Annotated in this window: 27 protein-coding genes and 2 tRNA genes; 9 read left to right on the plus strand and 20 right to left on the minus strand. The window is 68.4% G+C overall.

Features of this window, described 5'->3' with window-relative positions; genetic code table 11:
- Positions 1–14: 14 nt before the first annotated feature.
- Both AC1VVG_RS05460 and AC1VVG_RS05465 read left to right on the plus strand, forming a co-directional pair.
- Positions 15–701: a CoA pyrophosphatase gene (locus AC1VVG_RS05460; RefSeq protein ID WP_034186459.1), complete on the plus strand. Its 687-nt coding sequence runs from the start codon at positions 15–17 to the stop codon at positions 699–701.
- 120 nt (positions 702–821) lie between these two features.
- Positions 822–1,760: a CobD/CbiB family protein gene (locus AC1VVG_RS05465; RefSeq protein WP_034186460.1), complete on the plus strand. Its 939-nt coding sequence runs from the start codon at positions 822–824 to the stop codon at positions 1,758–1,760.
- A gap of 63 nt (positions 1,761–1,823) precedes the next feature.
- Here AC1VVG_RS05465 and AC1VVG_RS05470 read toward each other — a convergent pair whose 3' ends face one another.
- The 3 genes from AC1VVG_RS05470 to AC1VVG_RS05480 form a co-directional block, all read right to left on the minus strand.
- A complete protein-coding gene (locus tag AC1VVG_RS05470; protein WP_034186461.1) occupies positions 1,824–2,141 on the minus strand; it encodes a putative signal transducing protein in 318 nt (105 codons plus the stop codon).
- A gap of 62 nt (positions 2,142–2,203) precedes the next feature.
- Complete coding sequence (gene rsgA, locus AC1VVG_RS05475; protein ID WP_034186462.1) at positions 2,204–3,145, minus strand: ribosome small subunit-dependent GTPase A; 942 nt, start codon at positions 3,143–3,145, stop codon at positions 2,204–2,206.
- Positions 3,142–4,401, minus strand: coding sequence for a M48 family metallopeptidase (locus tag AC1VVG_RS05480; protein WP_034186463.1), 1,260 nt, complete (start codon positions 4,399–4,401; stop codon positions 3,142–3,144). The genes rsgA and AC1VVG_RS05480 overlap by 4 nt, the downstream gene beginning before the upstream one ends.
- 117 nt (positions 4,402–4,518) lie before the next feature.
- Here AC1VVG_RS05480 and orn point away from each other — a divergent pair, with 117 nt between their 5' ends.
- A complete protein-coding gene (gene orn, locus AC1VVG_RS05485) occupies positions 4,519–5,139 on the plus strand; it encodes an oligoribonuclease (protein ID WP_049030222.1) in 621 nt (206 codons plus the stop codon).
- A 16-nt stretch (positions 5,140–5,155) separates the two neighbouring features.
- Here the strand turns inward: orn and mog are convergent, their stop codons facing one another.
- Both mog and yjgA read right to left on the minus strand, forming a co-directional pair.
- A complete protein-coding gene (mog, locus tag AC1VVG_RS05490) occupies positions 5,156–5,773 on the minus strand; it encodes a molybdopterin adenylyltransferase (RefSeq protein WP_482835331.1) in 618 nt (205 codons plus the stop codon).
- Entirely contained in the window at positions 5,757–6,359 is a 603-nt protein-coding gene (gene yjgA, locus AC1VVG_RS05495; RefSeq protein ID WP_272481919.1) for a ribosome biogenesis factor YjgA, read from the minus strand. Before yjgA ends, mog begins: the two co-directional genes overlap by 17 nt.
- A 127-nt stretch (positions 6,360–6,486) precedes the next feature.
- On the opposite strand from yjgA, the gene pmbA reads away from it, so the two are divergent.
- The gene (gene pmbA / locus AC1VVG_RS05500) at positions 6,487–7,857 is read left to right on the plus strand and encodes a metalloprotease PmbA (protein WP_049028856.1); all 1,371 of its coding nucleotides are present in this window, start codon (positions 6,487–6,489) and stop codon (positions 7,855–7,857) included.
- Between the two features lie 96 nt (positions 7,858–7,953).
- Here the strand turns inward: pmbA and AC1VVG_RS05505 are convergent, their stop codons facing one another.
- The 3 genes from AC1VVG_RS05505 to AC1VVG_RS05515 all read right to left on the minus strand — a co-directional run bounded on the left by AC1VVG_RS05505 (position 7,954) and on the right by AC1VVG_RS05515 (position 9,562).
- The gene (locus AC1VVG_RS05505; protein ID WP_034186467.1) at positions 7,954–8,454 is read right to left on the minus strand and encodes a dihydrofolate reductase; all 501 of its coding nucleotides are present in this window, start codon (positions 8,452–8,454) and stop codon (positions 7,954–7,956) included.
- A gap of 257 nt (positions 8,455–8,711) precedes the next feature.
- Positions 8,712–9,038, minus strand: a complete 327-nt coding sequence (locus AC1VVG_RS05510) for a hypothetical protein (protein ID WP_034186468.1) — start codon at positions 9,036–9,038, stop codon at positions 8,712–8,714.
- 122 nt (positions 9,039–9,160) lie between these two features.
- Positions 9,161–9,562 (minus strand): hypothetical protein, encoded by a 402-nt coding sequence (locus AC1VVG_RS05515; protein ID WP_482835332.1) that lies wholly within the window; start codon positions 9,560–9,562, stop codon positions 9,161–9,163.
- Here AC1VVG_RS05515 and AC1VVG_RS05520 point away from each other — a divergent pair.
- Both AC1VVG_RS05520 and AC1VVG_RS05525 read left to right on the plus strand, forming a co-directional pair.
- Positions 9,542–10,939 carry a sigma-54 dependent transcriptional regulator gene (locus AC1VVG_RS05520; protein ID WP_034186469.1) on the plus strand — a complete coding sequence of 466 codons (1,398 nt, stop codon included), beginning with the start codon at positions 9,542–9,544 and terminating at the stop codon, positions 10,937–10,939. The two genes, AC1VVG_RS05515 and AC1VVG_RS05520, sit on opposite strands and share 21 nt — an antisense overlap.
- Before the next feature lie 41 nt (positions 10,940–10,980).
- Positions 10,981–11,952, plus strand: a complete 972-nt coding sequence (locus AC1VVG_RS05525; RefSeq protein ID WP_049030723.1) for a thymidylate synthase — start codon at positions 10,981–10,983, stop codon at positions 11,950–11,952.
- Positions 11,953–12,040: 88 nt separating this feature from the next.
- Here AC1VVG_RS05525 and AC1VVG_RS05530 read toward each other — a convergent pair whose 3' ends face one another.
- Positions 12,041–14,632, minus strand: coding sequence for a DUF6600 domain-containing protein (locus tag AC1VVG_RS05530; protein WP_482835333.1), 2,592 nt, complete (start codon positions 14,630–14,632; stop codon positions 12,041–12,043).
- Positions 14,633–14,782: 150 nt separating this feature from the next.
- Entirely contained in the window at positions 14,783–15,490 is a 708-nt protein-coding gene (locus AC1VVG_RS05535) for an ArsR/SmtB family transcription factor (RefSeq protein WP_034186470.1), read from the minus strand.
- Positions 15,491–15,676: 186 nt separating this feature from the next.
- Between AC1VVG_RS05535 and AC1VVG_RS05540 the strand changes: the two genes are divergently transcribed.
- On the plus strand, positions 15,677–15,817 hold the full coding sequence (locus AC1VVG_RS05540) for a hypothetical protein (RefSeq protein ID WP_167361865.1): 141 nt from the start codon (positions 15,677–15,679) through the stop codon (positions 15,815–15,817).
- 131 nt (positions 15,818–15,948) lie between these two features.
- Positions 15,949–16,461, plus strand: coding sequence for an acyl-CoA thioesterase (locus AC1VVG_RS05545; RefSeq protein ID WP_482835334.1), 513 nt, complete (start codon positions 15,949–15,951; stop codon positions 16,459–16,461).
- A gap of 46 nt (positions 16,462–16,507) precedes the next feature.
- On the opposite strand, the gene fumC is transcribed toward AC1VVG_RS05545, so the two are convergent.
- The 3 genes from fumC to AC1VVG_RS05560 all read right to left on the minus strand — a co-directional run bounded on the left by fumC (position 16,508) and on the right by AC1VVG_RS05560 (position 19,792).
- On the minus strand, positions 16,508–17,902 hold the full coding sequence (gene fumC, locus AC1VVG_RS05550) for a class II fumarate hydratase (RefSeq protein ID WP_034186471.1): 1,395 nt from the start codon (positions 17,900–17,902) through the stop codon (positions 16,508–16,510).
- A gap of 145 nt (positions 17,903–18,047) precedes the next feature.
- Entirely contained in the window at positions 18,048–19,436 is a 1,389-nt protein-coding gene (norM, locus tag AC1VVG_RS05555) for a multidrug efflux MATE transporter NorM (RefSeq protein ID WP_034186472.1), read from the minus strand.
- A 137-nt stretch (positions 19,437–19,573) separates the two neighbouring features.
- Positions 19,574–19,792, minus strand: coding sequence for an RNA-binding S4 domain-containing protein (locus AC1VVG_RS05560; protein ID WP_034186473.1), 219 nt, complete (start codon positions 19,790–19,792; stop codon positions 19,574–19,576).
- A gap of 269 nt (positions 19,793–20,061) precedes the next feature.
- On the opposite strand from AC1VVG_RS05560, the gene AC1VVG_RS05565 reads away from it, so the two are divergent.
- Positions 20,062–20,457, plus strand: coding sequence for a hypothetical protein (locus AC1VVG_RS05565; RefSeq protein ID WP_482835335.1), 396 nt, complete (start codon positions 20,062–20,064; stop codon positions 20,455–20,457).
- A 128-nt stretch (positions 20,458–20,585) separates the two neighbouring features.
- Here the strand turns inward: AC1VVG_RS05565 and AC1VVG_RS05570 are convergent, their stop codons facing one another.
- The 7 genes from AC1VVG_RS05570 to AC1VVG_RS05600 form a co-directional block, all read right to left on the minus strand.
- Positions 20,586–21,371, minus strand: coding sequence for a DUF4088 family protein (locus AC1VVG_RS05570; protein ID WP_034186475.1), 786 nt, complete (start codon positions 21,369–21,371; stop codon positions 20,586–20,588).
- 161 nt (positions 21,372–21,532) lie between these two features.
- Complete coding sequence (locus tag AC1VVG_RS05575) at positions 21,533–21,871, minus strand: AzlD domain-containing protein (RefSeq protein WP_049028167.1); 339 nt, start codon at positions 21,869–21,871, stop codon at positions 21,533–21,535.
- Positions 21,868–22,620: an AzlC family ABC transporter permease gene (locus AC1VVG_RS05580; protein WP_482835336.1), complete on the minus strand. Its 753-nt coding sequence runs from the start codon at positions 22,618–22,620 to the stop codon at positions 21,868–21,870. Before AC1VVG_RS05580 ends, AC1VVG_RS05575 begins: the two co-directional genes overlap by 4 nt.
- Positions 22,621–22,707: 87 nt before the next feature.
- Positions 22,708–23,607, minus strand: a complete 900-nt coding sequence (locus tag AC1VVG_RS05585) for an AraC family transcriptional regulator (protein WP_059560729.1) — start codon at positions 23,605–23,607, stop codon at positions 22,708–22,710.
- Positions 23,608–23,670: 63 nt separating this feature from the next.
- Entirely contained in the window at positions 23,671–24,156 is a 486-nt protein-coding gene (locus AC1VVG_RS05590; RefSeq protein WP_301740636.1) for a CreA family protein, read from the minus strand.
- A 127-nt stretch (positions 24,157–24,283) separates the two neighbouring features.
- Positions 24,284–24,359: transfer RNA gene (locus AC1VVG_RS05595), tRNA-Asn, on the minus strand.
- A gap of 71 nt (positions 24,360–24,430) precedes the next feature.
- Positions 24,431–24,506: transfer RNA gene (locus AC1VVG_RS05600), tRNA-Asn, on the minus strand.
- Positions 24,507–24,597: the final 91 nt, after the last annotated feature.

Below are 24,597 nucleotides of genomic sequence, written 5' to 3' on the forward strand. Positions count from 1 at the left end.
ACCCGAGAGCCCCATTGAATCGCCGCCCCATCATCGATCCCGAAGTCCTGCCGGTCGAAGGCACCGGTGCCGGCCTGCCTGTCATCGATCCCCCGCTGATGACGCCGTCCGGCTTGCGCGAACGTTTCGCGCGTACGCTCGACTGGAGCGTCGAGCCCGGCGAGGCGAGGCTGCAGGAAGGCGTCGATCCGCGCAGCGCGGCCGTCCTCATGCCGCTCGTCGTCCGCGAGTCGGGCCTGACCGTGCTGTTGACCCAGCGTGCCGACCACCTGAACGACCACGCCGGGCAGATCAGCTTCCCCGGCGGCCGTCGCGAGACGTTCGATCGCGATGCAACGGCCACCGCGTTGCGCGAGGCGAAGGAAGAGATCGGGCTGGCCGCCGAACGGGTCGAGATCCTCGGTGCGCTACCCGACTACCTGACCGGCACGGGCTTCTGCGTGACGCCGGTGGTCGGCCTCGTGCATCCGCCGTTCACGGTGCAGGCCGATACGTTCGAAGTCGCCGAGATTTTCGAAGTGCCGCTCGCGTTCGTGATGAATCCCGCGAACCATCAGGTCCGCGTGTTCCGCTGGGAAGGCGGCGAGCGTCGTTTTTTTGCGATGCCCTATCCGAATGGCGAACCGGGCGGGCATTACTTCATCTGGGGCGCAACTGCCGGCATGTTTCGCAATCTCTACCGCTTCTTGGCCGCCGGCTAGGCGCATGCACCGGCCGGCGCGCGCGGCCGGCCGCCGGGCGACCGCGCCGGCAGCCATGCGGGGCTGGCGCTGTGCTATCGTTATGCAAAAAATGACATAACTCCGAAGACGGCGCCACGCATGACTTTCTTTTCGGTTCTCCTCGCCCTCATCATCGAACAGGTCCGCGCGTTATCACCGAGCAATCCGGTGTTTGCGCTGTTCCAGTTTCATGCGGAAACCGTTGCGCATGGCCTCGACGCCGGCAAGCAGAAGCACGGCATCCTCGCCTGGCTCGCGGTCGTGCTGCCGTGGGTGCTGATCGTCGCGCTGATCTATTTCCTGCTGTACAAGGTGAGCTTCGTGCTCGCGTTCCTGTGGAACGTCGTCGTCGTGTATTTCACGCTCGGCTTCCGCCAGTTCAGCCACTACTTCACCGACATCCACCTCGCGCTCAACAACGACGACGTGCCGCGTGCGCGCGAAATCCTCCGTGAGTGGACGGGCATCGACACGGTCGACATGCCGGTCGGCGAAATCGTCCGCCATACGCTGATTCATGCAGTTGTCGCGTCGCATCGCCACGTGTTCGGCGTGTTCTTCTGGTATGTGCTGCCGATCGGCCCGGCCGGCGCCGTGCTGTACCGGATTTCCGAATACCTCGCGCGCAGCTGGTCGACGCCGGGCGACGACCGCACGGCCGCGTTCTCGACGTTCGCGCAGCGCGCGTTTTTCGTGATCGACTGGATTCCCGCGCGATTGACCGCGCTCGGCTTCGCGATCGTCGGCAATTTCGAGGATGCGATCTACGCGTGGCGCAATCACACGCGCCAGTGGCCCGACCCGAACGACGGCGTGCTGCTCGCCGCCGGCAGCGGGGCGCTCGGCGCGCGTCTCGCGGGGCCGCTCGCGGAGCCGTCGAGCCTCGATGCGCTGGCGGTCGGCGACAGCGGTCCGTTGACGGTCGGAGACGATTGCACGCCGCGGACGCTGCAATCGGCGGTCGGCCTCGTCTGGCGTGCGGTGATCCTGTGGATGATCCTGCTGCTGATGCTGACGCTCGCCGTCTGGGTGTCGTGACGACGCACGGCGGGATCCGATGAAAGAACAAGGCCGGCTCGATGCCGGCCTTGTCGCTGTGGGTCAGTCGTCGCGCGGATCGCGCACGGCGCCGCATTGCCAGCACGCGGTGAACTGGGCCTCGAGCGCTTCGCCGCACTGCCGGCAAAACCAGGGCGCGGCGCCGGCCGACGGGCCGTGCGAGGCGGCATCGAGGAGCCGGCGCGCGAGGGCGCCGTCGCGTTCGTCGTCGAGCCACAGCTCGGGCGTGCACGCATCGGCCGGCAGGCCGCCGAGCGCGCCAGTCGCGTAGCAGTTATGCAGCTCGCAACCGACGCCGGCCACCTGAAGCACGTTGGCCCAATGTTGCGCGGTCGCGAGATCGGGTGCCTTGAAACGCATCGCGGCTCCTGTCGATGAAGGCCGGCCCGGGCGTGCCGGCCGGCCCCGCGCGCCTCTCGCGCTCAGCGGACGATCTGGCTCGCCTCGTGCACGAGCTGGGCGTACAGCGCATGCCGCGACGGCGCGATACGGCCGTCGGCGACGGCTTCGAGAATCGCGCAGCCGGGCTCGTGCAGATGATGACAATTATAGAAACGGCAATCCGCGAGCAGCGGCCGGAACTCCGGAAACGCGCGCTCGAGGCGGCCTTCCGTCAGGTGGTAGAGGCCGAATTCCTGGAAACCCGGCGAATCGATCAGTGCACCGCCGCCTTCCAGCGGGTAGAGGCGCGTGAACGTCGTCGTGTGGCGGCCGCTGTTGAGCGCGGCCGAGATCTCGCGCGTCGCGGCTTCGGCATCGGGGACGAGCAGGTTCACGAGCGTCGACTTGCCCATCCCGGACTGGCCGAGCAGGATCGTCGAGTGCCCGGCGAGGTGCGGCATCAACTGCGCGCGCGCGTCGTCGGGCGAGCCCTTCACCGACAGCTCGAGCACGTCGTAGCCGAGCGCGCGGTACGGCGCGAGGCGCTCGCGTGCGACCGGCAGCGCGGCCTCGACGTCGATCTTGTTCAGCACGACCAGCGGCTTCAGCTCGTTCGCCTCGGCCGCGATCAACGCGCGGCCGAGCAGGTCCTCGCTGAAATAGGGCTCGGTCGCGAGCACGATCAGCAACTGGTCGAGGTTGGCCGCGAACAGCTTCGACTTGAACTGGTCGGAGCGGTACAGCAGATTGCGCCGTTCGCCGATCTCGACGATCACGCCCTGGTCGGCCGATGCGAGTTCGTACACGACGCGGTCGCCGACCGCGATGTCGCTCTTCTTGCCGCGCGGGAAGCACTGCAGCATCGGGCCGCCGTCGTCGGGTGCGACGATGTAGTGGCGCCCGTGCGCGGCGATCACGCGGCCTTCGACCCGTTGCGCGTTCGACGCGCGCGGGGCCGGCTTGCGGGACGTCGGGCGGCTCATGCGTGTTGCAGCAGGCGGTCGATCCGCTGCGACGCAGGCGGATGCGAGTAGTAGAAGGCCGTGTAGACGGGGTCGGGCGTCAGCGTCGACGCGTTGTCCTCGTAGAGCTTCACGAGCGCGCTGACGAGATCCTGCGCGTCGGTCTGGCTGGCCGCGAACGCGTCGGCCTCGAATTCGTGCTTGCGCGACGTAAGGCTGCTGAACGGCGTCGCGAAGAACAGGAATACCGGGATCGCGAGGAAGAACAGCACGAGGGCGGCGCCCGCGTTGCTGGTGTCGAGCGACGGCGTGACGCCGAGCCCGGTGTAGAACCACGTGCGTTGCGCGAGCCAGCCGAGCAGCGCGAGCAGCACGAGGCTCAGCACGAACGACACGAGCATCCGCTTCATCACGTGGCGGCGCTTGAAATGGCCGAGCTCGTGCGCGAGCACGGCCTCGATTTCCTGGCCGGACAGGCGCGCGAGCAGCGTATCGAAGAACACGATCCGCTTCGATGCGCCGAAGCCCGTGAAGTACGCATTGCCGTGCGCGGAGCGGCGGCTGCCGTCCATCACGAACAGCCCCTTCGCCGCAAAACCGCAGCGCTTCATCAGCGACTCGATGCGCGTGCGCAGTGCGTCGTCCTTCAGCGGCTCGAACTTGTTGAAGATCGGCGCGATGAAGGTCGGGTAGATCAGCAGCACGAGCATCTGGAACGCGACCCAGACGATCCAGGTCCACAGCCACCACAGGCTGCCGGCCTGGTTCATCAGCCACAACACGACGAACAGCAGCGGCAGGCCGAGCGCGGCGCCGAGCAGCGCGTTTTTCAGCATGTCGGTGAAGAACAGCCGTTTCGTCATGCGGTTGAAGCCGAACCGTTGCTCGACCCCGAACTGCCGGTAGTACTCGAACGGGACGTCGATCACGCTCGTGATCACGAGCACCGCGGCGACGAGCGCGACCTGCTGCCCGTAGCCGCGGCCGAGCCAGCCGGTCAGCAGCGTATCGAGCGCGCCGACGCCGCCGAGCAGCGTGAGGCCGACCAGCACGGCCGCGCTGACGACGATCTCGAGCATCGTCAGCCGGGTGCGCTCGACCGTATAGTCGGCCGCGCGCTGGTGGGCGGTCAGCGGGATGGTCGCGCTGAACTGCGCGGGCACGCCGTTGCGGTGCGCCGCGACGAAGCGGATCTGCCGCGACGCGAGCCACAGCTTGGTGACGACCATCGCGAGTACGGCGATCGCGAACAGCAGGGTGAATGAAAAGGGTGACATCGAAGGCGCCAAAGGGTTCTATGCGAGAATTATATGTTCTTGCGGACCGGCCCCGCTGATGCGATGCCGGCCGCCCGGGCGGCGCCGCGCGCCGTCCGCCATTTTCCAGGATGACTCATGACCGATACCGCCGCTTCCGCCAGCCAGCCCGCGCTCGTGCGCAACGAGTTGAACCTCGTCTGGCTCGACATGGAGATGACGGGCCTCGACCCGGATAACGACCGCATCATCGAGATCGCGGTCGTCGTGACCAATTCCACGCTCGACATCGCGGTCGAAGGCCCCGTGTTCGCGATCCACCAGAGCGACGAGACGCTCGCGAAGATGGACGACTGGAACAAGTCGACGCACGGGCGCTCGGGCCTGATCGACCGCGTGCGCGCGTCGACCGTGACCGAGGCGGAAGCCGCCGCGCAGTTGCAGGCGTTCCTTGCGCAGTACGTGTCGCCCGGCAAGTCGCCGATGTGCGGCAACTCGATCTGCCAGGACCGCCGTTTCATGGCGCGCTGGATGCCGGAATTCGAGCGGTTCTTCCACTACCGCAATCTCGACGTCAGCACGCTCAAGGAGCTGTGCCGCCGCTGGCAGCCCGCGATCTACAAGGGTTTCCAGAAGCGTGCGATGCATACGGCGCTCGCGGACATCCACGAGTCGATCGACGAGCTGAAGTACTACCGCGAGCATTTCCTGATTCCGGCCGCATCGGCGCCGGCAGGCGAATCCGCGCCGGCCGCCTGAGCGGGCCGGCACGCGGTCAGCGCGGCGCCCGCCGCGCGCTTTTCGGCCGGAACGCCGCGACCACCGCGGCGTCGGTCTCGATGTACGGGCCGCCGATCAGGTCGATGCAGTAGGGCACCGCGGCGAAGATGCCGGGCACGGTCGACTTGCCGTCGGTATCGCGCAGCCCTTCGAGCGTTTCCCGGATCGACTTCGGCTGGCCCGGCAGGTTGATGATCAGCGCCGCATGGTCGGCCGTCTCGCGGATCACCGCGACCTGCCGCGACAGGATCGCGGTCGGCACGAAATTCAGGCTGATCTGCCGCATCTGTTCGCCGAATCCCGGCATTTCCTTCGTCGCCACGGCCAGCGTGGCCTCGGGCGTCACGTCACGGCGCGCGGGGCCCGTGCCGCCGGTCGTCAGCACGAGGTCGCACCCCGCGACGTCGACGAGCTCGGCGAGCGTGGCGGAAATCGTCGGCGCATCGTCCTGGATCAGGCGCGTTTCGGCGCGCCACGGCGACGTGAGCGCGGCGCCGAGCCATTCCTGCAGCGCCGGAATGCCTTTGTCCTCGTAGACGCCCGTGCTCGCGCGGTCGCTGATCGACACGAGGCCGACGACGAGTTCGTCCGGGTGGTTACGCTTCGTCGTCATGGTCGTCTTCGGTGTCGTCCGGCGCATCGTCACCCGCGTCGGGCGAGCCGCTCGCGGTCTTGATCCACTGGAACAGCTCGCGGAAATAGCGCGGCGGCTTGCCTTGCTGCGCTTCCTTGCGCGCGTTGCGGATCAGCGTGCGGCCTTCCTGGATATCGGCTTCCGGGTGCTGGCGCAGGAATTCGGTCAGCGCGTCGTCGCTGGCGAGCAACTGGTCGCGCGTGCGTTCGATCCAGTGCAGGCGGGCCGTCGCGGCCTTGTTCACGCCGCGTTGCGCGTCGAGTGCGGTGCGCAGTGCGGCCGTTTCGTCGTCGGTCAGCGAGCGCATCACGCGGCCGACGTACTGGAGCTGGCGGCGCTTGCCTTCGTGATCGGTGATCCGGCGTGCCTCGCGAACGGCGTCCGCGAGGTTTTCGGGCATCGGCATGCGCTTCAGTGCGTCTTTCGGCAGGTCGACGAGCGCCTGGCCGAGCACCTGCAACTCGTGCATCTCGCGCTTCAACTGGGATTTGCTGGGGCGATCGTAGCCGTTGTCGTCGTCTTCGACGGCATGCTCGATCGGCTGGATTCGGGTTTTGCGTGTCATGGGCGGCATTGTATCGCGGCGCGGACACCCCAAGCTTGTCTGTGTCCGGCCCCGGACCTTGCTATGATCGCGGGATACGCAACATTTTGACCATGCGGGCGCCCGCCCGCCACCGGATACCAAGACGATGGCAGCCAATCTCGACGTACAAGCGCGCTATTTCCCGCACACGCAGGACCAGCTCAAGGAAATCGCGTCGGACATCCTTCGCCATGCGAAGGCGCTCGGCGCGTCGGACGCCGCGACCGAAATCTCCGAAGGCGACGGCCTGTCGGTATCGGTGCGCCGCGGCGAAGTCGAAACGATCGAGCACAACCGCGACAAGATGGTCGGCGTGACGGTGTTCATCGGCAAGAAGCGCGGCAACGCGAGCACGTCCGATTTCTCGCCGGCCGCGATCAAGGATACCGTCGCCGCCGCGTACAACATCGCGCGCTTCACGGCCGAGGACGAGGCAGCCGGCCTCGCCGAGGCCGAACTGCTCGAAACCGACCCGCGCGATCTCGATCTCTACCACCCGTGGGCGCTGACGGCCGACGACGCCGTCGAACTGGCCCGCCGCGCGGAAGACGCCGCCTTCGCGGTCAGCCCGCAGATCCGCAATTCGGAAGGCGCGAGCGTGTCGGCGCAGCATTCGCAGTTCGTGCTCGCGACGTCGCGCGGCTTCCTGTCCGGCTACCCGTACTCGCGCCACTACATCGCCTGCGCGCCGATCGCGGGCAGCGGCCGTCACATGCAGCGCGACGACTGGTATTCGTCGAAGCGCAGCGCGATCGATCTCGCGGCGCCCGAGGCGGTCGGCCGCTACGCGGCCGAGCGTGCGCTCGCGCGGATGGGCGCGCGCCGCCTGGACACCCGCAAGGTGCCCGTGCTGTTCGAGGCGCCGCTCGCGGCCGGCCTGCTCGGCGCGTTCGTGCAGGCCGTGAGCGGCGGCGCGCTGTACCGCAAGACGTCGTTCCTCGTCGACAGCCTCGGCAAGCCGGTGTTCGCGCCGCACATTCAGGTCGTCGAGGATCCGCACGTGCCGCGCGCGATGGGCAGCGCGCCGTTCGACGAGGAAGGCGTGCGCACGCGCGCGCGCAGCGTCGTGAAGGACGGTGTCGTCGAGGGCTACTTCCTGTCGACCTATTCGGCACGCAAGCTCGGCACGCAGACCACCGGTAACGCGGGCGGGTCGCACAACCTCGCGCTGCGCAGCTCGAACACGCAGGCGGGCGACGACTTCGAAGCCATGTTGAAGAAGCTCGGCACGGGCCTGCTGCTGACCGAGCTGATGGGGCAGGGCGTGAACTACGTGACGGGCGACTATTCGCGCGGCGCGGCGGGTTTCTGGGTGGAAAACGGCGTGATCCAGTATCCGGTCGAGGAAATCACCGTCGCGAGCACGCTGCAGGAAATGTTCCGGCACATCGTCGCGATCGGTGCCGATTCGATCGTGCGCGGTACGAAGGAAACGGGCTCGGTGCTGATCGAGCAGATGACGATCGCGGGGCAGTAAGCCAGGCGCGGCGTCAGCCGCCCGCCCTCCAGCGAAAAAGCCCGACCGGCGGCAAGCCGGTCGGGCTTTTTTCATCGCGTGCGGCCGCGTACCGCGTCAGCCGCGCTTGCGTTCGTAGACCACGAACGCATAACCGAACGTGTTCGGCGCGGCAGCCTGGTGCGCATCGCGCGACACTTCCTGCCAATGTGCGGGATCGGGCGCGGGGAACGACGCGTCGCCGTCGAAGTCGGCGTCGATCTCGGTGACGACCAGCTTGTCGGCGAGCGTGAGCCCTTCCGCGTAGAGTTGCGCGCCGCCGATCAGGAATGCCTCGGGTACGCCGTCGCGCGCGGCGAGCGCCAGCGCATCGGCGAGCGACGTGACCGTGTCGCAACCGTCGAAACGGCGCGCCGCATCGCGCGTGACGACGATGTTGCGGCGGCCCGGCAGCGGCCGGCCGATCGATTCGTGGGTCTTGCGGCCCATCACGATCGGCGCGCCCATCGTCGTGCGCTTGAAGAACGCGAGATCCTCGGGAAGTTTCCAGGGCAACTGGTTGTCGCGGCCGATGATGCCGTTGCGGGCACGCGCGACGATCAGGGTCAACGTCGTCATGAAGGTCGGGGAAGAGGAAAACCGGAATGGCGCCGATTCTACCGGAACGGCGGCACGCATCGCCTTTCGCGTGCTGCGCGCCGCGACGCTCGATGCATGGCGTCGCGGCGACGGACCGAATAAAAAGAGTGCCCGCCGGGGGACGGAGCACAAAACCTTGCCGTGTCGCGGGAACGGCGATACCGGCGCGGATCGGTGTCGGCCGGCTCGAATCGTCAAATCAATACGGAATCCTCATTGAGTGGGGCGGCGCAGGCTCACTGACGCTTGTTGCCTTGAACGTTGCCTTCCATCGCGTGCTGCACGTCACCGGGTTGCGATACTGGAAGCGGCATCGGCAGTGGGGGCGGTGGCGGGATCTCGTCCCACAGCGTGACGGTTGCCTTGCCGGTCGGCAGCGGTTGCGGTGCGGACACGGTCACGATGCCGAAGCCGCTGCCGTGCCGCAGGCTCGGCGCATTTTCGGCCGGCAGCATGGCGCGATCCGGTTTTGCGATGTCATCCGCGCGGGCCGGCGCAGGCGGGCCGGCGGCCGAGAGCGCGAGCGCCATCGGCACGAAAGAAAGTAAAAGATGTTTGCGCATGGCCGCTGTCTCCGATCGTTTACGGGTTCAGCGAAATGCATGCCACCGTGCCGGGACCGTTGTCGCTACGGCGATTCGCGCTCAAGCGTTGCGAATTGTGGCCGAAAACGCCTGAAAATGTTTCAGGCCTGAAACGAGGGGGCTCGGGAATACTGCGGATTCAATCGATTCGCTTCAAGGATGAAAATCGGCCCGTGTGTTGATGAACGAACAACTTGCTGCGCATGTGCTATGTGCAGATGATTGACCTGCATCGACCTCCTGTGCGATTGGGCCGTATCGCCGTCGGCGCCGAAATCCGTTTGTCGTATTTGGTGCCTATAACTAAGCTGTCTTGACCAAAAATAACTGGACGCGAGATAAGCGCCATCATGCGAGGCTTTGTCGTTGCCGAGCATCGGCATGGCGAATCGAGCCGCCTCTGGCTGACCCGATTCGATCCTTTTCGCACGAACTCTGACGTGCGCGGCAATCGTTAGACGGTTGATGAACGGGGTGAGGATATGGGAGCCGATCAGCGGCACGTGATCTACTATTCGCGCGAACCGAACGACGCGTTGCGCGGCCATTTCGACGAGTGCGGCTGGCGCGTCGATCTCGCGGAGACCGTACGCGACGTCCGGCGTGTCGTGCAGCATGGCGTGGCAACCGCAGGCCTGCTCGACTTTTCGCCGGGCTTCAAGCCCTCGGACCTGCGCGAACTCGAATCCTGCCTGAGCATCCAGCACATCGGCTGGATCGCCGCGACGCGTCGCGGCCAGTTGCAGGATGCCACGCTGCGCCACCTCATTCGCGACTACTGCTTCGATTATGTGACGATGCCGTACGAGACGTCGCGAATCGTCGAGACCGTCGGTCATGCGCACGGCATGGTCGCGCTGACCGATCCCGTTGCGCCGCCGGTCGGCGCCGGGCGCAGCGAAGGCGAGATGGTCGGGACCTGCGATGCGATGCTCGGGCTCTTCAGGACGATTCGCCGCGTCGCGGCGACCGATGCGCCGGTGTTCATCTCCGGCGAATCGGGTACCGGCAAGGAACTGACGGCGGTCGCGATTCACGAGCGTTCGTCGCGCGCGCAGGCACCGTTCATCGCGATCAATTGCGGCGCGATTCCGTCGACGCTGCTGCAGGCCGAACTGTTCGGCTATGAGCGCGGCGCATTCACCGGGGCGAACCAGCGCAAGATCGGCCGCGTCGAGGCCGCCAACGGCGGCACGCTGTTTCTCGACGAGATCGGCGATCTGCCGCTGGAAAGCCAGGCAAGCCTGTTGCGCTTCCTGCAGGAAGGCAAGATCGAGCGGCTCGGCGCGCACGTGTCGGTGCCCGTCGATGTGCGCGTGATCTGCGCGACGCACGTGGACATGGACGCCGCGTTGCGCGAAGGGCGGTTCCGCGAGGACCTGTTCCATCGCCTGTGCGTGCTGAAGATCGAGGAGCCGCCGCTGCGCGCGCGCGGCAAGGACATCGAGGTGCTCGCGCGCCACATGCTCGAGCGTTTCAAGGGCGATGCGCATCGCCGCCTGCGCGGTTTCTCTCCGGACGCGGTCGCGTCGCTGTACGGCTATTCGTGGCCGGGCAACGTGCGCGAGCTGATCAATCGCGTGCGCCGCGCGATCGTGATGTCGGAGGGCCGGATGATCACCGCGGCCGATCTCGAGTTGAACGACTTCGCGACGCTCGCGCCCGTGTCGCTGCTGGAGGCGCGGGAAGCGGCCGAACGGCAGGCGATCGAGCAGGCGCTGCTGCGCCACCGCGGCCGTTTCGCGGATGCCGCGCGTGAACTCGGCGTGTCGCGCGTCACGCTCTACCGGCTGATGTGCGCGCACGGCATGCGCGATCGCGGCGACACGCTGGCAGGGTTTTCGGCGCCGTTGCCGGAGCTTCCTCACCACGCTTGCTAAAATTGGCGGGTACGGCCGCCCTCGCGGCCGAAGGAACCCGCATGAAACAGTATCTCGACCTCGTTCGTACCATTCTCGATACCGGCACCTGGCAGGAGAACCGCACGGGGATCCGCACCATCAGCATGCCGGGCGCGATGCTCCGCTTCGACCTGCAGCAAGGCTTTCCGGCCGTGACGACCAAGAAGCTCGCGTTCAAGTCGGCGATCGGCGAACTGGTCGGCTTCCTGCGCGCGTCGCGCAGCGCGGCCGAGTTCCGCGCGCTCGGCTGCAAGGTGTGGGACGCGAACGCGAACGAGAACGCGCAGTGGCTCGCGAATCCGTACCGTCAGGGCGTCGACGATCTCGGCGACGTGTACGGCGTGCAATGGCGCCAGTGGCCGGGCTACAAGGTGCTCGACGCGGGCGCCGACGCGCAGATCGCCGACGCGACGCGCCGCGGCTTCCGGATCGTCACGCGTTTCGACGAAGACGGCGCGCCGAAGGTGCTGCTGTACAAGGCGATCGACCAGCTGCGCCAGTGCCTGGACACGATCATGGAGAATCCGGCCGACCGCCGCATTCTGTTTCACGCGTGGAATCCGGCCGTGCTCGACCAGATCGCGCTGCCCGCGTGCCACCTGCTGTACCAGTTCCTGCCGAACGCGACGAAGCGCGAGATCTCGCTGTGCCTGTACATCCGCAGCAACGACGTCGGCCTCGGCACGCCGTTCAACCTGACGGAAGGGGCCGCGCTGCTGTCGCTCGTCGGCCGCCTGACGGGCTACACGCCGCGCTGGTTCACGTATTTCATCGGTGACGCGCACATCTACGAGAACCAGCTCGACATGCTGCAGCGGCAGCTCACGCGCGAGCCTTACGAAAGCCCGCGGCTCGAGATTGCCGAGCGCGTGCCCGACTACGCGAAGACGGGCGTTTATGCGCCCGAATGGCTCGAGCAGGTCGAGCCGTCCGATTTCTCGCTGGTCGGTTATCGCCACCATGAGCCGCTGACTGCGCCGATGGCGGTCTGAGCGCGCGGTTTCATCGATCCGCGCCCTGCAGAAAGAAGGCCCGACCGGCTGAGACCGGTCGGGCTTTTTTGTTTCACGTTTGCGGCACTTACTGGCGATGCCGCTCGTCGTGCGCGCCTGGCGGCGGGCTGCTCGGGCGCGGCGCCTCGACGTGCGGTGCCGGTTGCGGCCGCGGTTCCATGCGGGGAGCGGGCATCGACGGGCGCGGTTCCATGCGGGGTGCCGGCTGCGGTCGCGGCTCCATTCGAGGTGCGGGCTGGGGTCGCGGCTCCATGCGCGGCGCCTGCGGTTGCGGGCGCGGCATGTCGTGTACGGCTGGCGCCGGCGGACGGTACTCGTTCACGCGCGGCGGCGCGACTTCGCGTTGCGGCGCCGGTTGCGCGAATTCGGGGCGGGGTTGCGGCGTGGGAGCGGCCCGTTCCGGTTGCGCTTGCCCGTGCCGGGCCGGTGTCGGGAAATCGGGGCGCGGACGCGGCTGCGGAATCTGCGCCGTGTTGTCGACCCTCGGTTGCGGCAACGCGCGCGGCGCGTCGTTCCGGCCGCCGGGCTGCGTGCCCTGCGGTGTCGGTATGCCCTCCGGATGCGGCACCGCCGCACTGCGCACGGGCGGCAGTGCATTCTGGCCTGCCGCGTGAAGGGCGCTCGGCGGGGCGGGGCGCTGGCGTTCCATCGGCGTGTGCGGCTGCATCCACGCCGGCGACGGCGCCTCGGGTGCATGCGTGTTGCCGATGCCCGACGGCGTGTTGCTTGCGATCGGCGGGTGCGGGACGCCGTTGCCGGGCCCGAAGGCCTGATGCGGCGTCGCGTTGCCGGGCGCCTGCGGCATGCCGCCGTTGGCGAAATGCGGCCCATTGGGGATTTCGCCGTTCGCCGGCCGTCCGGCAGTCGGCACGCCCGGCAATGGCGCACCGGGCGTACCCGGCCGTCCGGTTTGCACGGCAGGCGGCTGGCCTTCGCGCGGCGCGCGTGACGGCTGCACGACGGGGCCGTGCGGATTCACGAGCTGCACGTTGTGCATCGCCCACGCACCGCCGCTCGGATTACCCGGCACGCGGACCGGGCGGGCCCTGTAATCGGCCGGCACGCTCGTCTTCACGACCGGCGCGCCGGCGCCCGGCACGCGCCCGCCTTGCTGCGCGAGATGCGCGGCTGCCTGGTCTCGATAGGCGGCAGGCACCGCGGGGTTGCGCGTCGCGACGTAGGGGTGCTGCGCGATCGCCGCCGGCGGACGGTAGCCGGCATTGCGCAGCCCGCCGGTAAAGCTCTGGCGCACCGGCGCGATGCCGGGTGTGCCCGGCGTGACGTGCGCATTGCGCCATTGCCGCGGATCGACGTGTTGCGAGAAGTGCGCGACCGGCTGGCCATGCACGAACGCGGCGGCCGGCACGGCCGTGATCGCGTGCGGCGCACGGAAGTTCACGTACGTCTTGTTGATGTTGGTGATATTGGTGATGTTCGTCACGTTCACGGTCTTGTTCACGTTGACGTTGTTCACCACGATATTGCGATTCACGCGGTCGTAGTAGTGCGGGCTCCAGCCGCCCCAGCGCGGGTGCCACGGCTCGCCCGGGCCGAGCGCGAACCATGCGCAGCCGGCCGCGGCGACGCCGCCGACCGTGAGCGCGACGCTCCAGTCGGGACCGCCGCCACCGCCCACGAACGCGACGAGCGCCGGCGCGTAGACCGGCGGCTGGCTGACGACCATCGGGCCGGGCACCCAGGCCCAGCTGTCGTCCACGTACGCCCAGCGGCCGTAGTGGTAGGGCGCGAAGCCCCACGGTGCGTCGTCGACCCACGTCCAGCCCCACGGCGCCTGCCAGATCCAGTGGCCGTCGTGATACGGCGCCCAGTCGGCCGGCGTGTCGTTCGGCACCCAGACCGAGCCGTAATTCGGGGTTTCGCGCCACGTGCCGTTCGCGTCGAGATCCTGATAGCCGGGAATGTCGCGGGACACATAGCGGGCCGACACCGAGCGCTCCTCGGCCGCGTCGCGGCTGGCGGCCCACTGGTCGAGCGGGTCGGGGCCCGGCGCCGCCGATTGCTGTGCGACCTGCAGGTCGGTGCCGGTGAACACGACCTGCTGCCCGGGCGACAGCGGGTACTGCCCGTTGCTGCCGTAGACGGTCGCGCTGCCGCTGCGCATCGTGACGGTCGTGCTCGCGCCGTTCGGCGCGACATCGACGCGATAGTCGCCGGGGCCCGTGATGCCGAGCGCGAGGTTCGGCGTGTCGATTTCGTACGATCCGCCGCGGGGCAGATCGCGCACATGCGTCGATACGGTGCCGAGGCCGACCTTCAACTGCGTCGTCGTGTCGTCGAGATTCAGGATCGACAGGCTCGTCGAATCGCCGAGCCGCACCGCGGTCGAGCCGATATGCAGTTCCGAGCGTGCGCCGGCGTCGTTCCAGAGCTGGTCGCCGGTCGTCAGCGGCCGGTTCACGGCCGCATACGACCACGTATCGGTGCCGGCCGGTTCGGTCGTCACGGCACCCGACAGGTAGTTGAGCCGCGCGACGCGGCCGGGCGGGTCGCCGCCCGGTTGCCGTGCCGCGGCCGAATACGGCGGCGCGCCGGCCGATTGCGCGAAGGCGGGCGGCAGGGCCGCAAGCGCGGCGAACGCGAGCAGCGTATAGCGGGCGGTTCGCTTGAGCGTGAACAGGGGGGCCATGGTGAGCGTCATCGTCGTTATCGCGGCGCGTCGATTCGTGCCGTTGAGTTCACAATATCCGCTCGGCCTGTTTCAATGCTCGGTGTTTTGTAAGTCGGATGGCACGCGGTGTAACAAAACCTGTCTGTCGCGTGCCGCTGTCGTGCAGCCGCAATGCGGGCGTCAAGCGGACGTAAGCCACGCGTCGAAAACCTGCTGGCCGGGCACGGTGACGCGCAGCACCCGCGGCCGTGCGGAACGTTCGATCCAGCCGTGCGCACAGAAGCTTTCAAGCAGCGCCGCGCCGAGCGCGCCGCCCAGATGCGAGCGCCGCTCGCTCCAGTCGAGGCAGCCGCATGCGAAGCGGCGCCGGCGCGTGCGCTGCTGCGCGACGTCGATGCCCCATTGCCCGAGGGCCTGCGTGCCGAGCTCGGTGGCTTCGATCGCGTCGCCGTCCGCGAGCAGCCAGCCGCGCGCGGTGAGCCCGTCGAAAATGCGCACCGCAAGTTCGCCGGCCATGTGGTCGTAGCAGGTGCGCGCGTAGCGCAGTTCGGCCGGTACCGTGCGCGACGGCGCCGGTACCGGGCGGTGCGGCGCAGCCGCGCGGGCGACGTTCGCGAGCGCCTCGAGCGACGCCGCGATGTCGGCCGACGCGATGCGGTAGTAGCGGTGCCGGCCGCGCACGTCGAGCGCGAGCAGGCCGCCTTCGGTCAGCCGCGCGAGGTGCGCGCTTGCCGCGGACGGCGACAGCCCCGCGATCATCGTCAATTCACCGGCCGGCCGCGCGCTGCCGTCCATCAGCACCCACAGCATCGCGGCGCGGCCGGGGTCGGCGATCAGTGCGCCGATGCGGCTGAGGCCCGGAAAGTGGTGGTCGTCTTGATCGGTCATCGTCGTCTCTCGTCAAGCGGGATGAGGGGCAGTGTAGTGGGTGTGCGCATTCGATGTTTCGTATCCGGATGAAATGTCGGATGCGGCGGCGCCGTCCCGCGGCAGCCTGGCTGCGGCCCGTTGCGGCGCGCGTAGAATGGGCCGGACGCGGCGGCAGCGGGCCGCCGCATGTGACACGATGCAACGATGAAGACGATTTTCTGCATGTTGGCCGCCGCGCTCGTCTGCGCGGCCTGTGCGCAGGGCGGCGCGGGCGCCGCCGGTGGGCAGGGCGGCAGTATCGAGATGTACGGGACGATCGACCAGGGCGTCACGGTGCGCCGCTGACCGGCGGCGCTGCGGGCGCGGCGCGGGTGGCGCCGCCGCGGCCGCGCCACGCGGCGCTGGCCGCGACGCATTGCCGCACTGCAACGTATAATGGCCCGATTACAGCGCCCCTGCCGCCTGGAGCCAGAACGATGCCCCAACCGTCCCCCGTGCCGGCCGCCCTCGACCGTACCGAAACCGTATTCCGCTTCCTCGCCGAGCCTTCGTCCGTGAACTTCGGCGGCAAGGTGCACGGCGGCGCGTTGATGAAGTGGATCGACGAGGTCGCGTATGCGTGCGCGGCCGTCTGGTCGAGCCGCTATTGCGTGACGGTCAGTGTCGGCAACATCCGATTCCAGCGTCCGATCCTGGTCGGCAACCTGGTCGAGCTGAAGGCGCGCGTCGTGGCGACGGGCCGCACCAGCATGCACATCCATGTGTCCGTGCACGCGGGGGACCCGAAGGGCGGCGTGCTGCGCCAGACGACCGACTGCCTCGTCGTGTTCGTCGCGGTCGACGAGAACGGCAACCCGGTGCCGGTGCCGCCGTTCCTGCCCGAGACCGACGAGCAGAAGGTGCTCGCGAAATATGCGGCCGACGTACGGGCCGCGCTCGACAAGATCGTCGAGATGAAACCGGAAGAAGTCGCGAAGGGCACGGTCTGACCGCAGCGGGCGCCGCGCTCGACGCGCCGCGCCCGTCGTCCTGCCCCTAGCGCGTCCCGATCATCTGCTCGGGGCGCACCCACGCATCGAATTCCGCCTCGGTCAGGTAGCCGAGCGCCAGCGCGGCCGCCTTCAGCGTCGTGCCTTCCTTGTGCGCCTTCTTCGCGATCTGCGCGGACTTGTCGTAGCCGATGTGCGGATTGAGCGCCGTCACGAGCATCAGCGACTCGTTCAGCAGCAGGTCGATCCGCGCGCGGTTCGGTTCGATGCCCACCGCGCAGTGGTCGTTGAAGCTCTGCGCGCCGTCGGCGAGCAGCCGCACCGACTGCAGCACGTTGTGCGCGATCATCGGCCGGAACACGTTCAGCTCGAAATTGCCGCTCGCGCCGCCGACGTTGACCGCGACGTCATTGCCGAACACCTGGCAGCACAGCATCGTCACGGCTTCCGACTGCGTCGGGTTCACCTTGCCCGGCATGATCGAGCTGCCCGGCTCGTTTTCCGGAATCGACAGTTCGCCGAGCCCGCAGCGCGGCCCGCTCGCGAGCCAGCGCACGTCGTTCGCGATCTTCATCAGGCCCGCCGCGACCGTTTTCAGCGCGCCGTGCGCGAAGACCAGCGCATCGGCGGCCGCCATCACCTCGAACTTGCTCGGCGCCGTCACGAACGGCAGCTTCGCGAGCCGGCCGATCTCGTCGGCGACGCGCACCGCGAACTCCGGATGCGCGTTCAGCCCGGTGCCGACCGCGGTGCCGCCGAGCGCGAGCTCGTACAGGTGCGGCAGCGCCGATTCGACGTGACGGATGCCCTGGTCGAGCTGCGCGACGTAGCCGGAAAACTCCTGGCCGAGCGTGAGCGGCGTCGCGTCCTGCAGGTGGGTGCGGCCGATCTTCACGATGTCGGCGAACGCCTTCGACTTCGCGTCGAGCGTCGCGCGCAGCGTGCGCAGCGCCGGCAGCAGATGATTGACGATCGCGTACGCGGCCGCGATGTGCATCGCGGTCGGGAACACGTCGTTCGACGACTGGCCGCGATTCACGTCGTCGTTCGGATGGACCTTGCGCGCTTCGCCGCGCTCGCCGCCCAGCAGCTCGCTCGCGCGATTCGCGATTACCTCGTTGAGGTTCATGTTGGTCTGCGTGCCGGAGCCCGTCTGCCACACCGCGAGCGGGAATTCGCGCGGATGCTTGCCGGCGATGATCTCGTCGGCCGCGTCGATGATCGCGCGCGCCTTGTCGTCGGCGAGCACGCCGAGCGACTGGTTCACGGCCGCCGCGGCGCGCTTGACGATCGCCAGCGCGTGGATCAGCTCGGGCGACTGCTTCTCGGTCGAGATCCGGAAATTCTGCAGCGAGCGCTCGGTTTGCGCGCCCCAAAGTCGGTCGGCCGGCACGGCGATTTCGCCGAACGTGTCGCGTTCCATCCGAACTGCTTCGTTCATGATGCACTCCTCCTGGAAAGGGGAAAGGCCGCGCGTCGTCGCGCGGCATCAGGCGTATCGTGAGGCAGTCGCGCCGCTCGCGCGGCGTCTCGAGGTGTTCAGCCGACAAGCATAGCGCCGGTCGCGATTTCGCGTCGTGTCGCGCTCAGTGCCGCGTCGCGACGAGCGACGCGGTTTTCAAATGAAAGCGCCATGCCATCAGCGCGGCGACGCTCGCGAGGCCGGCGGCGAGCCCCCACCACAGGCCGCGTGCGCCGAGGCCCGCGTGGAACGCGAACCAGTAGCCGGTCGGGAAGCCGATGCCCCAGTAGCCGAAGGTCGCCGCGAGCATCGGGATGCGCGTGTCCTTCAGGCCGCGCAGCGCGCCCGACGCGACGGTCTGCATGCCGTCGACGATCTGGAACACCGCGGCGATGCCGAGCAGCGAGGCGGCGAGCGACACCGTGGCCGCGTTGGCCGGGTCGTCGAGATTCAGGTACAGGCCGACGATCGTATGCGGCGCGACGATCATCACGACGCCCGACAGCGACATGAACGCGACGCCGAGCGCGAGTGCGACGAAGCCCGCGTGCCGCGCGGCGACGGGCGAACCCGCGCCGACCCAGTAGCCGACGCGCACGTTGGCGGCCTGGCCGATCGCGAGCGGCACCATGAACGACACCGACGCGACGTTCAGCGCGATCTGGTGCGCGGCAAGCGACGTCGCGCCCAGCACGCCGACCGTGAGGCCGGTGGCGAGGAACAGCGTCGATTCGACCCCGTACGTGATCGCGACGGGCCAGCCGATGCCGATCAGTTCGCCCATCGTGGGCAGCTTCGGGCGCGACGCGGTCACGAAATGGCGGAAGCGCCGCCGGCCGTGCAGCAGCCAGATCAGGGCGAGCGCGGTGAGCCAGATCGTGATCGTCGTCGCGACGGCCGAGCCGAGAAAACCGAGGCGCGGCAGCCCGAACGCGCCGTGGATCAGCCCGTAGTTCAGCACGCCGTTGACGCCGACGCCGCCGATCGACACCCACAGCAGCCGCCGCGCGGCGCCGATCGCCGGCAGGAATGCTCGCATCAGCCCTACGCCGATCAGGCTGCCGAGCGCCGCGTAGCGCAGGATGCCCGTGTATTCGCCGACGTGATGCGCGAGCAGCGGCGGCTCGTGGAACATCAGCAGGATCGGTTCGGACAGCGACAGCGCAACGATCGCCGGGATCGCGAGCAGCACCGACAGCGCGAAGCCCGTCCAGTAGATGTGCGGCACGCGGTCCTCGGCCTGCGCGCCGCGCGCGTGCGCGACGCTCACGCTGACCGACGACAGCACGCCCTGCAGGATCGTGACGATGACGAAGAAGAAGTTCGCGCCGAGCCCGCCCGCCGCGAGCGAATCGGGGCCGAGCGAACCGAGCAGCACCGTGTCGGTGACGCTCATCGCCATCTGGGAAAGTTGCGCGATCGCGAGTGGCGCGGCGAGGCGCGCGGTATCGGCGGCGTGACTGGATAGCGACGGCGGCGCGGCGGCCGTCCGCGTAAGACCGGAATGCGACATGGAATGGGCGCTCGCGCGGGTGCGGGCCCGCGCTGTATGTATTTATTTTGAGAGACGGCTAGCTTACGGCTTTATTCGTACGGTGTCGAACGCGTGCGCCGATGGCCATGTCGCGGACAGGGGGAACGCCGCGGGTGCTAGGCCTCGCGCACCGCGATGCGCGTGTCGCCGAGCAGCACGACCTGGCCCGCGCGGATCTTGCAGGTCTTGCGCAGCTCGACCGCGCCGTCGACTTTGACCGCGCCGGACGCGACGATCACTTTCGCGCTCCCGCCGCTGTCCGCGAGGCCGGTGATCTTGAGAAGGTTGTGCAGCTCGACGTATTCGCCGGTCAGCGTGAAATCCAGGTTGGGCATGACGAAGGAGGTGCGCAAGGCGCGGGAGGAAACGCTCCGCATCATACGGCACCGCGGGCCGACGCGCGAGCGCGGGCCGCCACGGCCCGCAGTTGTTAAGGACTGTGAGCGATTCGTCAGCAAATGAAACGGTGGGTAACAGTCTGAGAGATTCGAGAACCGGCCGGGCGCGCCGGGGGTCTTTTGTCGTACCTGCTGCGTGTTGCGGCGGGGACGCGACGGACCGCATCGCAGCGGTCCGGGCTCACAACTTCTCGAGGAGAATTGCCATGTCCAAGATTCGTACGATGCTGATCGGTGCCGCGCTGACGGCGTTCGCTACTTCGGCCGCATTTGCCCAGACGGGGACGGCGGCGCAGGGTGCAGCCGGTGCCGGCGTGCAGGCACCGGCTGCAGGTGTCGGCGCAGGCGTACAGGGCAGCGCCGGCGCGAACGCGTCGGGCAACGCGGTCGGCGGCGCAACCGATGCGGTCGGCGCGGCAGCCGACGGCGCGAAGGATACCGCGTCGTCGGCCGTCCATTCGGCCAAGAAGCACACGAAGCATGCCGCGAAGTCGGCCAAGGGCCATGTCGGCGCCGCCAAGGCGAAAACCGGCGAAGCGACCGAAGGCGGCGCGTCGGTCGGCGCGCAAGGCGGTGCATCGGCCCAGGGCGCCACGCAGTAAGCGACGCCCGGCGCCGCGCGACGCTCGCCCCCCGGGCGTCGCGCCGCCAGCGGTCCGACGGCCCGGTTCGCCTCATGCGAGCCGGGCCGTTTTCATGGGTTCATGCTGTCAGCGGGATGGGTGCGCGGTCATGGCCGGCGCTGTCCTTGCCCTTGTCCCGGTTGTCCCTGCGACGGTCGCACGGCGGCCGGCGTGAACACGCTGCGCAGCCACGCGGCGAGCCGTGCGAAGACGTCGTACGGTTCCTCGACGAAGATCTCCGGCTTCAGCAGCCGCAGGTACTCCATGATCTGCTGCGCTTCCTGCTTCTGGAACGAGCCGTGCGCAAGGCCCAGCCGCAGCAGCCCGCGCAGTTCGCCGAGCTTGTCGCGCGCGGTGCTGCCGACGCTCATCTCGCACGCGAGCTTGGCCTCGTAGATGCGCTGGCGCAACGATTCGGCGAGCCGCCACGCAGGCGTCTGCATCAGCTCCTCGAGCGCCTGGATGTCCTGCGCCGCGCCCTTGATCTGCGACGCGAGCGGGTCGATCAGCGACGGGTCGCCCTGCGCTTCGGCGACGATCGCCTTCGCCCAGTCGCGGCACGCTTTCGCGAGTTCGTCGGGGGTCCATTCGGAGCGCGACGCGAAGCCGAAGCCGAATTCGCCGGCCTGTCGCATCAGGATCGCGACGACGTCCGGAAACTCCTTGTCGAGCGTGCGCTTGGCCCATGCGTACTGGCCGCCCTGCAGCATCCGCTGCACCGCGTGTTCGGTCAGCGGCACCATGTTGTCGAGCAGCTTGGCGCGCAGGAAATCCTCGAACGACGGTGTCGCGAACTGCGGGTCGAGTTTCAGCGACACGCGGACGAACGCGTCGTAGTCCTTGCGCAGGGACTCGAGCGTGTCGTCCTTGAGGGAAAGGGTGATCTGGCCCATGAATCGTCTCGATGGCGGCCCGCGCAAGCCGACGGCCGGCACGGCGCACCGGGGCGGGCGCAGCGTCGACTGACCGGTGCGCGCCGAGGCCGGTGGCGGGTCTTCATCCCCTATATCGGCGCGCCGGGCGGAAACTTGAGCGTGCGCGGTAGAGCGTCCGCTCAGGCGGGCAGCCAGTGGGGGATCACGACCCCTTGCCAGAAGAAGAACACCGCGAGCCCCGCGGCGATCGTCACGAGCGGGCGGCGGGTTGCCGCCGACACGAGCACGGCGGCGAGCGCGCCGACGAGCTGCGGATTGCGCCAGGTCAGCTCGGCCGGGCCGCCGTGCGGCGAGACGGTCATCGGCACGATGATCGCCGTCAGCACGGTCACGGGCACGAAGCCGAGCGCGGTCCGCACGAGCGGCGGGAAGGTCAGCCGCTCGCCGAACAGGAACAGCGTCGAGCGGATCGCGTAGGTGATGACGGCCATCCCGAGGATCAGCAGCGCGTAGCTCACGATGTCGCCTCCGTGCGCGAGCCGGTGCGCCTGCGTTCGTGCAGCAACGTGAGCGTGACGCCGATCGCGACGCCGGCGGCGACCGCGCCGAGCAGCCCGAGCTTGTACGGCCAGCCCTGCCAGAGGCAGGCGAGCGTGCCGGCCGTCGCGGCCGCCGCGAAATAGCGCAACGTGCCGAGCTGCGGGACCACGATCGCGATGAAGGTCGCCGCCATCGCGAAATCGAGGCCGAGCGACTGCAGGCCCGGGAACGCCGCGCCGAAGCCGATGCCCGCGAGCGTCCAGACCTGCCAGTTCAGGTACATCGCAAGCCCGGAGCCGAAAAAGTAGTGGGGGCCAACCGTGCCGGGCGCGAAGTGCCGGTAGTGCGCATGGGCGACCGCGAACACCTCGTCGGTCATCAACGCGCCGAGCGTGGCACGCCAGCGCAACGGCAGGTGTGCGACGTAGGGCGCGAGCGTCGCGCTGTACAGCAGGTGGCGCAGGTTCACGATCAGCGTGGTCGCGAGCACGACGACGAAGCTCGCGCTGCCCGCGATCAGGCCGAGCGCGATGAATTGCGCGGAGCCCGCGAACACTGCGAGCGACATCAGTGCGCCGTGCCATGCGGCGAGCGGGCCGCCGCCGACGAGCGTGCCGAAAATCACGCCGAACGGTGCTGCGCCGATCATCATCGGAATCGTGTCGCGCGCGCCGTCGAGCCATTCGTTGAGCGGGCGGCGAGGGGGCGAGGCGGGTGTCGGGTTCAAAGGGGCTCCTCCATGAACGGGAGGATAGCGGGCCGGTGGCGGGCCGGCTTGTATGTTCTTGCGCTCGCGAATGCGTGGGCGGCCGCGTCAGCTCGCCTGCCAGCGCCCGGGCGGAACCCCGAACATCCGTTTGAAGTGTCGCGTGAAGTGGCTCTGGTCGACGAAGCCGCTGGCCGCCGCGACGTCGGCGACGGGCACGCCCGCGCGCAGCGGCGCCAGCGCGCGCTGCAGCCGCAACTGGTTGCGCCACGCATGCGGCGGCATGCCGGTGGTGCGCGTGAACAGGCGTGCCGCGTGGAACGGCGACAGGCCGGCTGCCTGCGCGACGTCATCGAGCGTCACCGTGCACATGAGATCGGCCGCGAGCCGCTCGCGCATCGCGTCGACGCGCGGTTCGTCGGCCGCGAGCGGCGCCGGTCGCGGCCGCGCGTCGGCATGGCGCACGATCAGCGTCGACAGTGCGTCGAGCATCGCCGTTTCGGCGGCGAGCGGATCGTAGATGCGCGGTGCGTCGGCTGCCGGATCGCCGGCCGGCTGCCCGTGCGCATGCGACGACAGCGCGCGCTCGCTGCCGGCTTCCATCATCCGGTGCGCGAGCGTGAGCCGGGCGGCGAGATCGGCGTCGCGAATCACGTCGGAGGCAAACCACGGCGCATCCTGCGGGCGGCCGGCGATCGCGCTCGCGAGTCCGCGGACGAATTCGACCGGCAGGTAGCTGACGCGATAGCACCAGCCTTCGTCGGTTGCGCGCGAACCCGTATGCACTTCGCCGGGATTGATCACGGGCACGGTGCCCGTTTCGGCGACATAGCCGTTGCCGCGATAGGTGAAGCGTTCCGCGCCCTCGAGAATCACGGGGATCGTGTACGCGTCGTGCCAGTGCGGCGCGAACGCGTGGTCGCGATAGGTCGCCGTGAGGAGATCCGCGTCCGGCAGCAGCGGCGTGCGCCAGTAGCGTGCGGCGTCGGGAAGGCGGGTGGCGGACATGATCGGGCGCGGGAGCGGTCGGACACGACAGTGTATCGCTCGCGCGCCCGGCCGGTGTGCGCGTTACTTGACCGGAATCGTCGTGCCGGCCGGCATCGGCACCGCGGTGACGGCATTCTTCGGGCTGCCGCTGACGATCCGGTCGCTGTAGGTCAGGTAGACGATCGTGTTGCGCTTCTGGTCGACCACGCGCACGACGTGCAGCGTCTTGAAGATGAACGACATGCGTTCGCTGAACACGTCGGTCTGCTGCTTGAGCGGCTCCTTGAAGCTGATCGGCCCGACCTGCCGGCAGGCGATCGACGCCTCGCTCGGATCCTCGGCCACGCCGAGCGTGCCCTTGATCCCGCCGGTGCGGGCGCGCGATACGTAGCAGGTCACGCCGTTCACGACCGGATCGTCATACGCTTCGACGACCACGCGGTCGGAGCCCGTGACGCGGAAATGGGTGTTGACGCTGCCGACTTCCTCCGCGTACGCGAGCGGTGCCGCGGCGAAGGCGGAGAACAGGAGGGCGAACGGGGCGGAGCGCAGGAGACGATGCTTCATCGACGGAACCGGATGCGAATGCGGGACAGAGACTCTAGCATGCGCGCGACGGGGCGATGAACGGCGGAAACGCGGAAGGGTGGCCGGAAAAACAAAAGGCCCGTCGAATGACGGGCCTTTCATTGTTTGGCTCCCCGACCTGGGCTCGAACCAGGGACCTACGGATTAACAGTCCGGCGCTCTACCGACTGAGCTATCGGGGAATAAATCGGTACATCTGCGTGCGTTGTTTCCAACAAAAAACCCGTCCACTTTCAACGGGCCTTCGTGTTTTTGGCTCCCCGACCTGGGCTCGAACCAGGGACCTACGGATTAACAGTCCGGCGCTCTACCGACTGAGCTATCGGGGAACAAACAACAACAGCAGAGAAACGAGATTGTATGGAGTGGTCGCTAACCTGTCAATACCTTCGGGCCGCGATCTACAAAAAAATTTCTGCG

This window comes from Burkholderia sp. L-4, assembly GCF_056856535.1.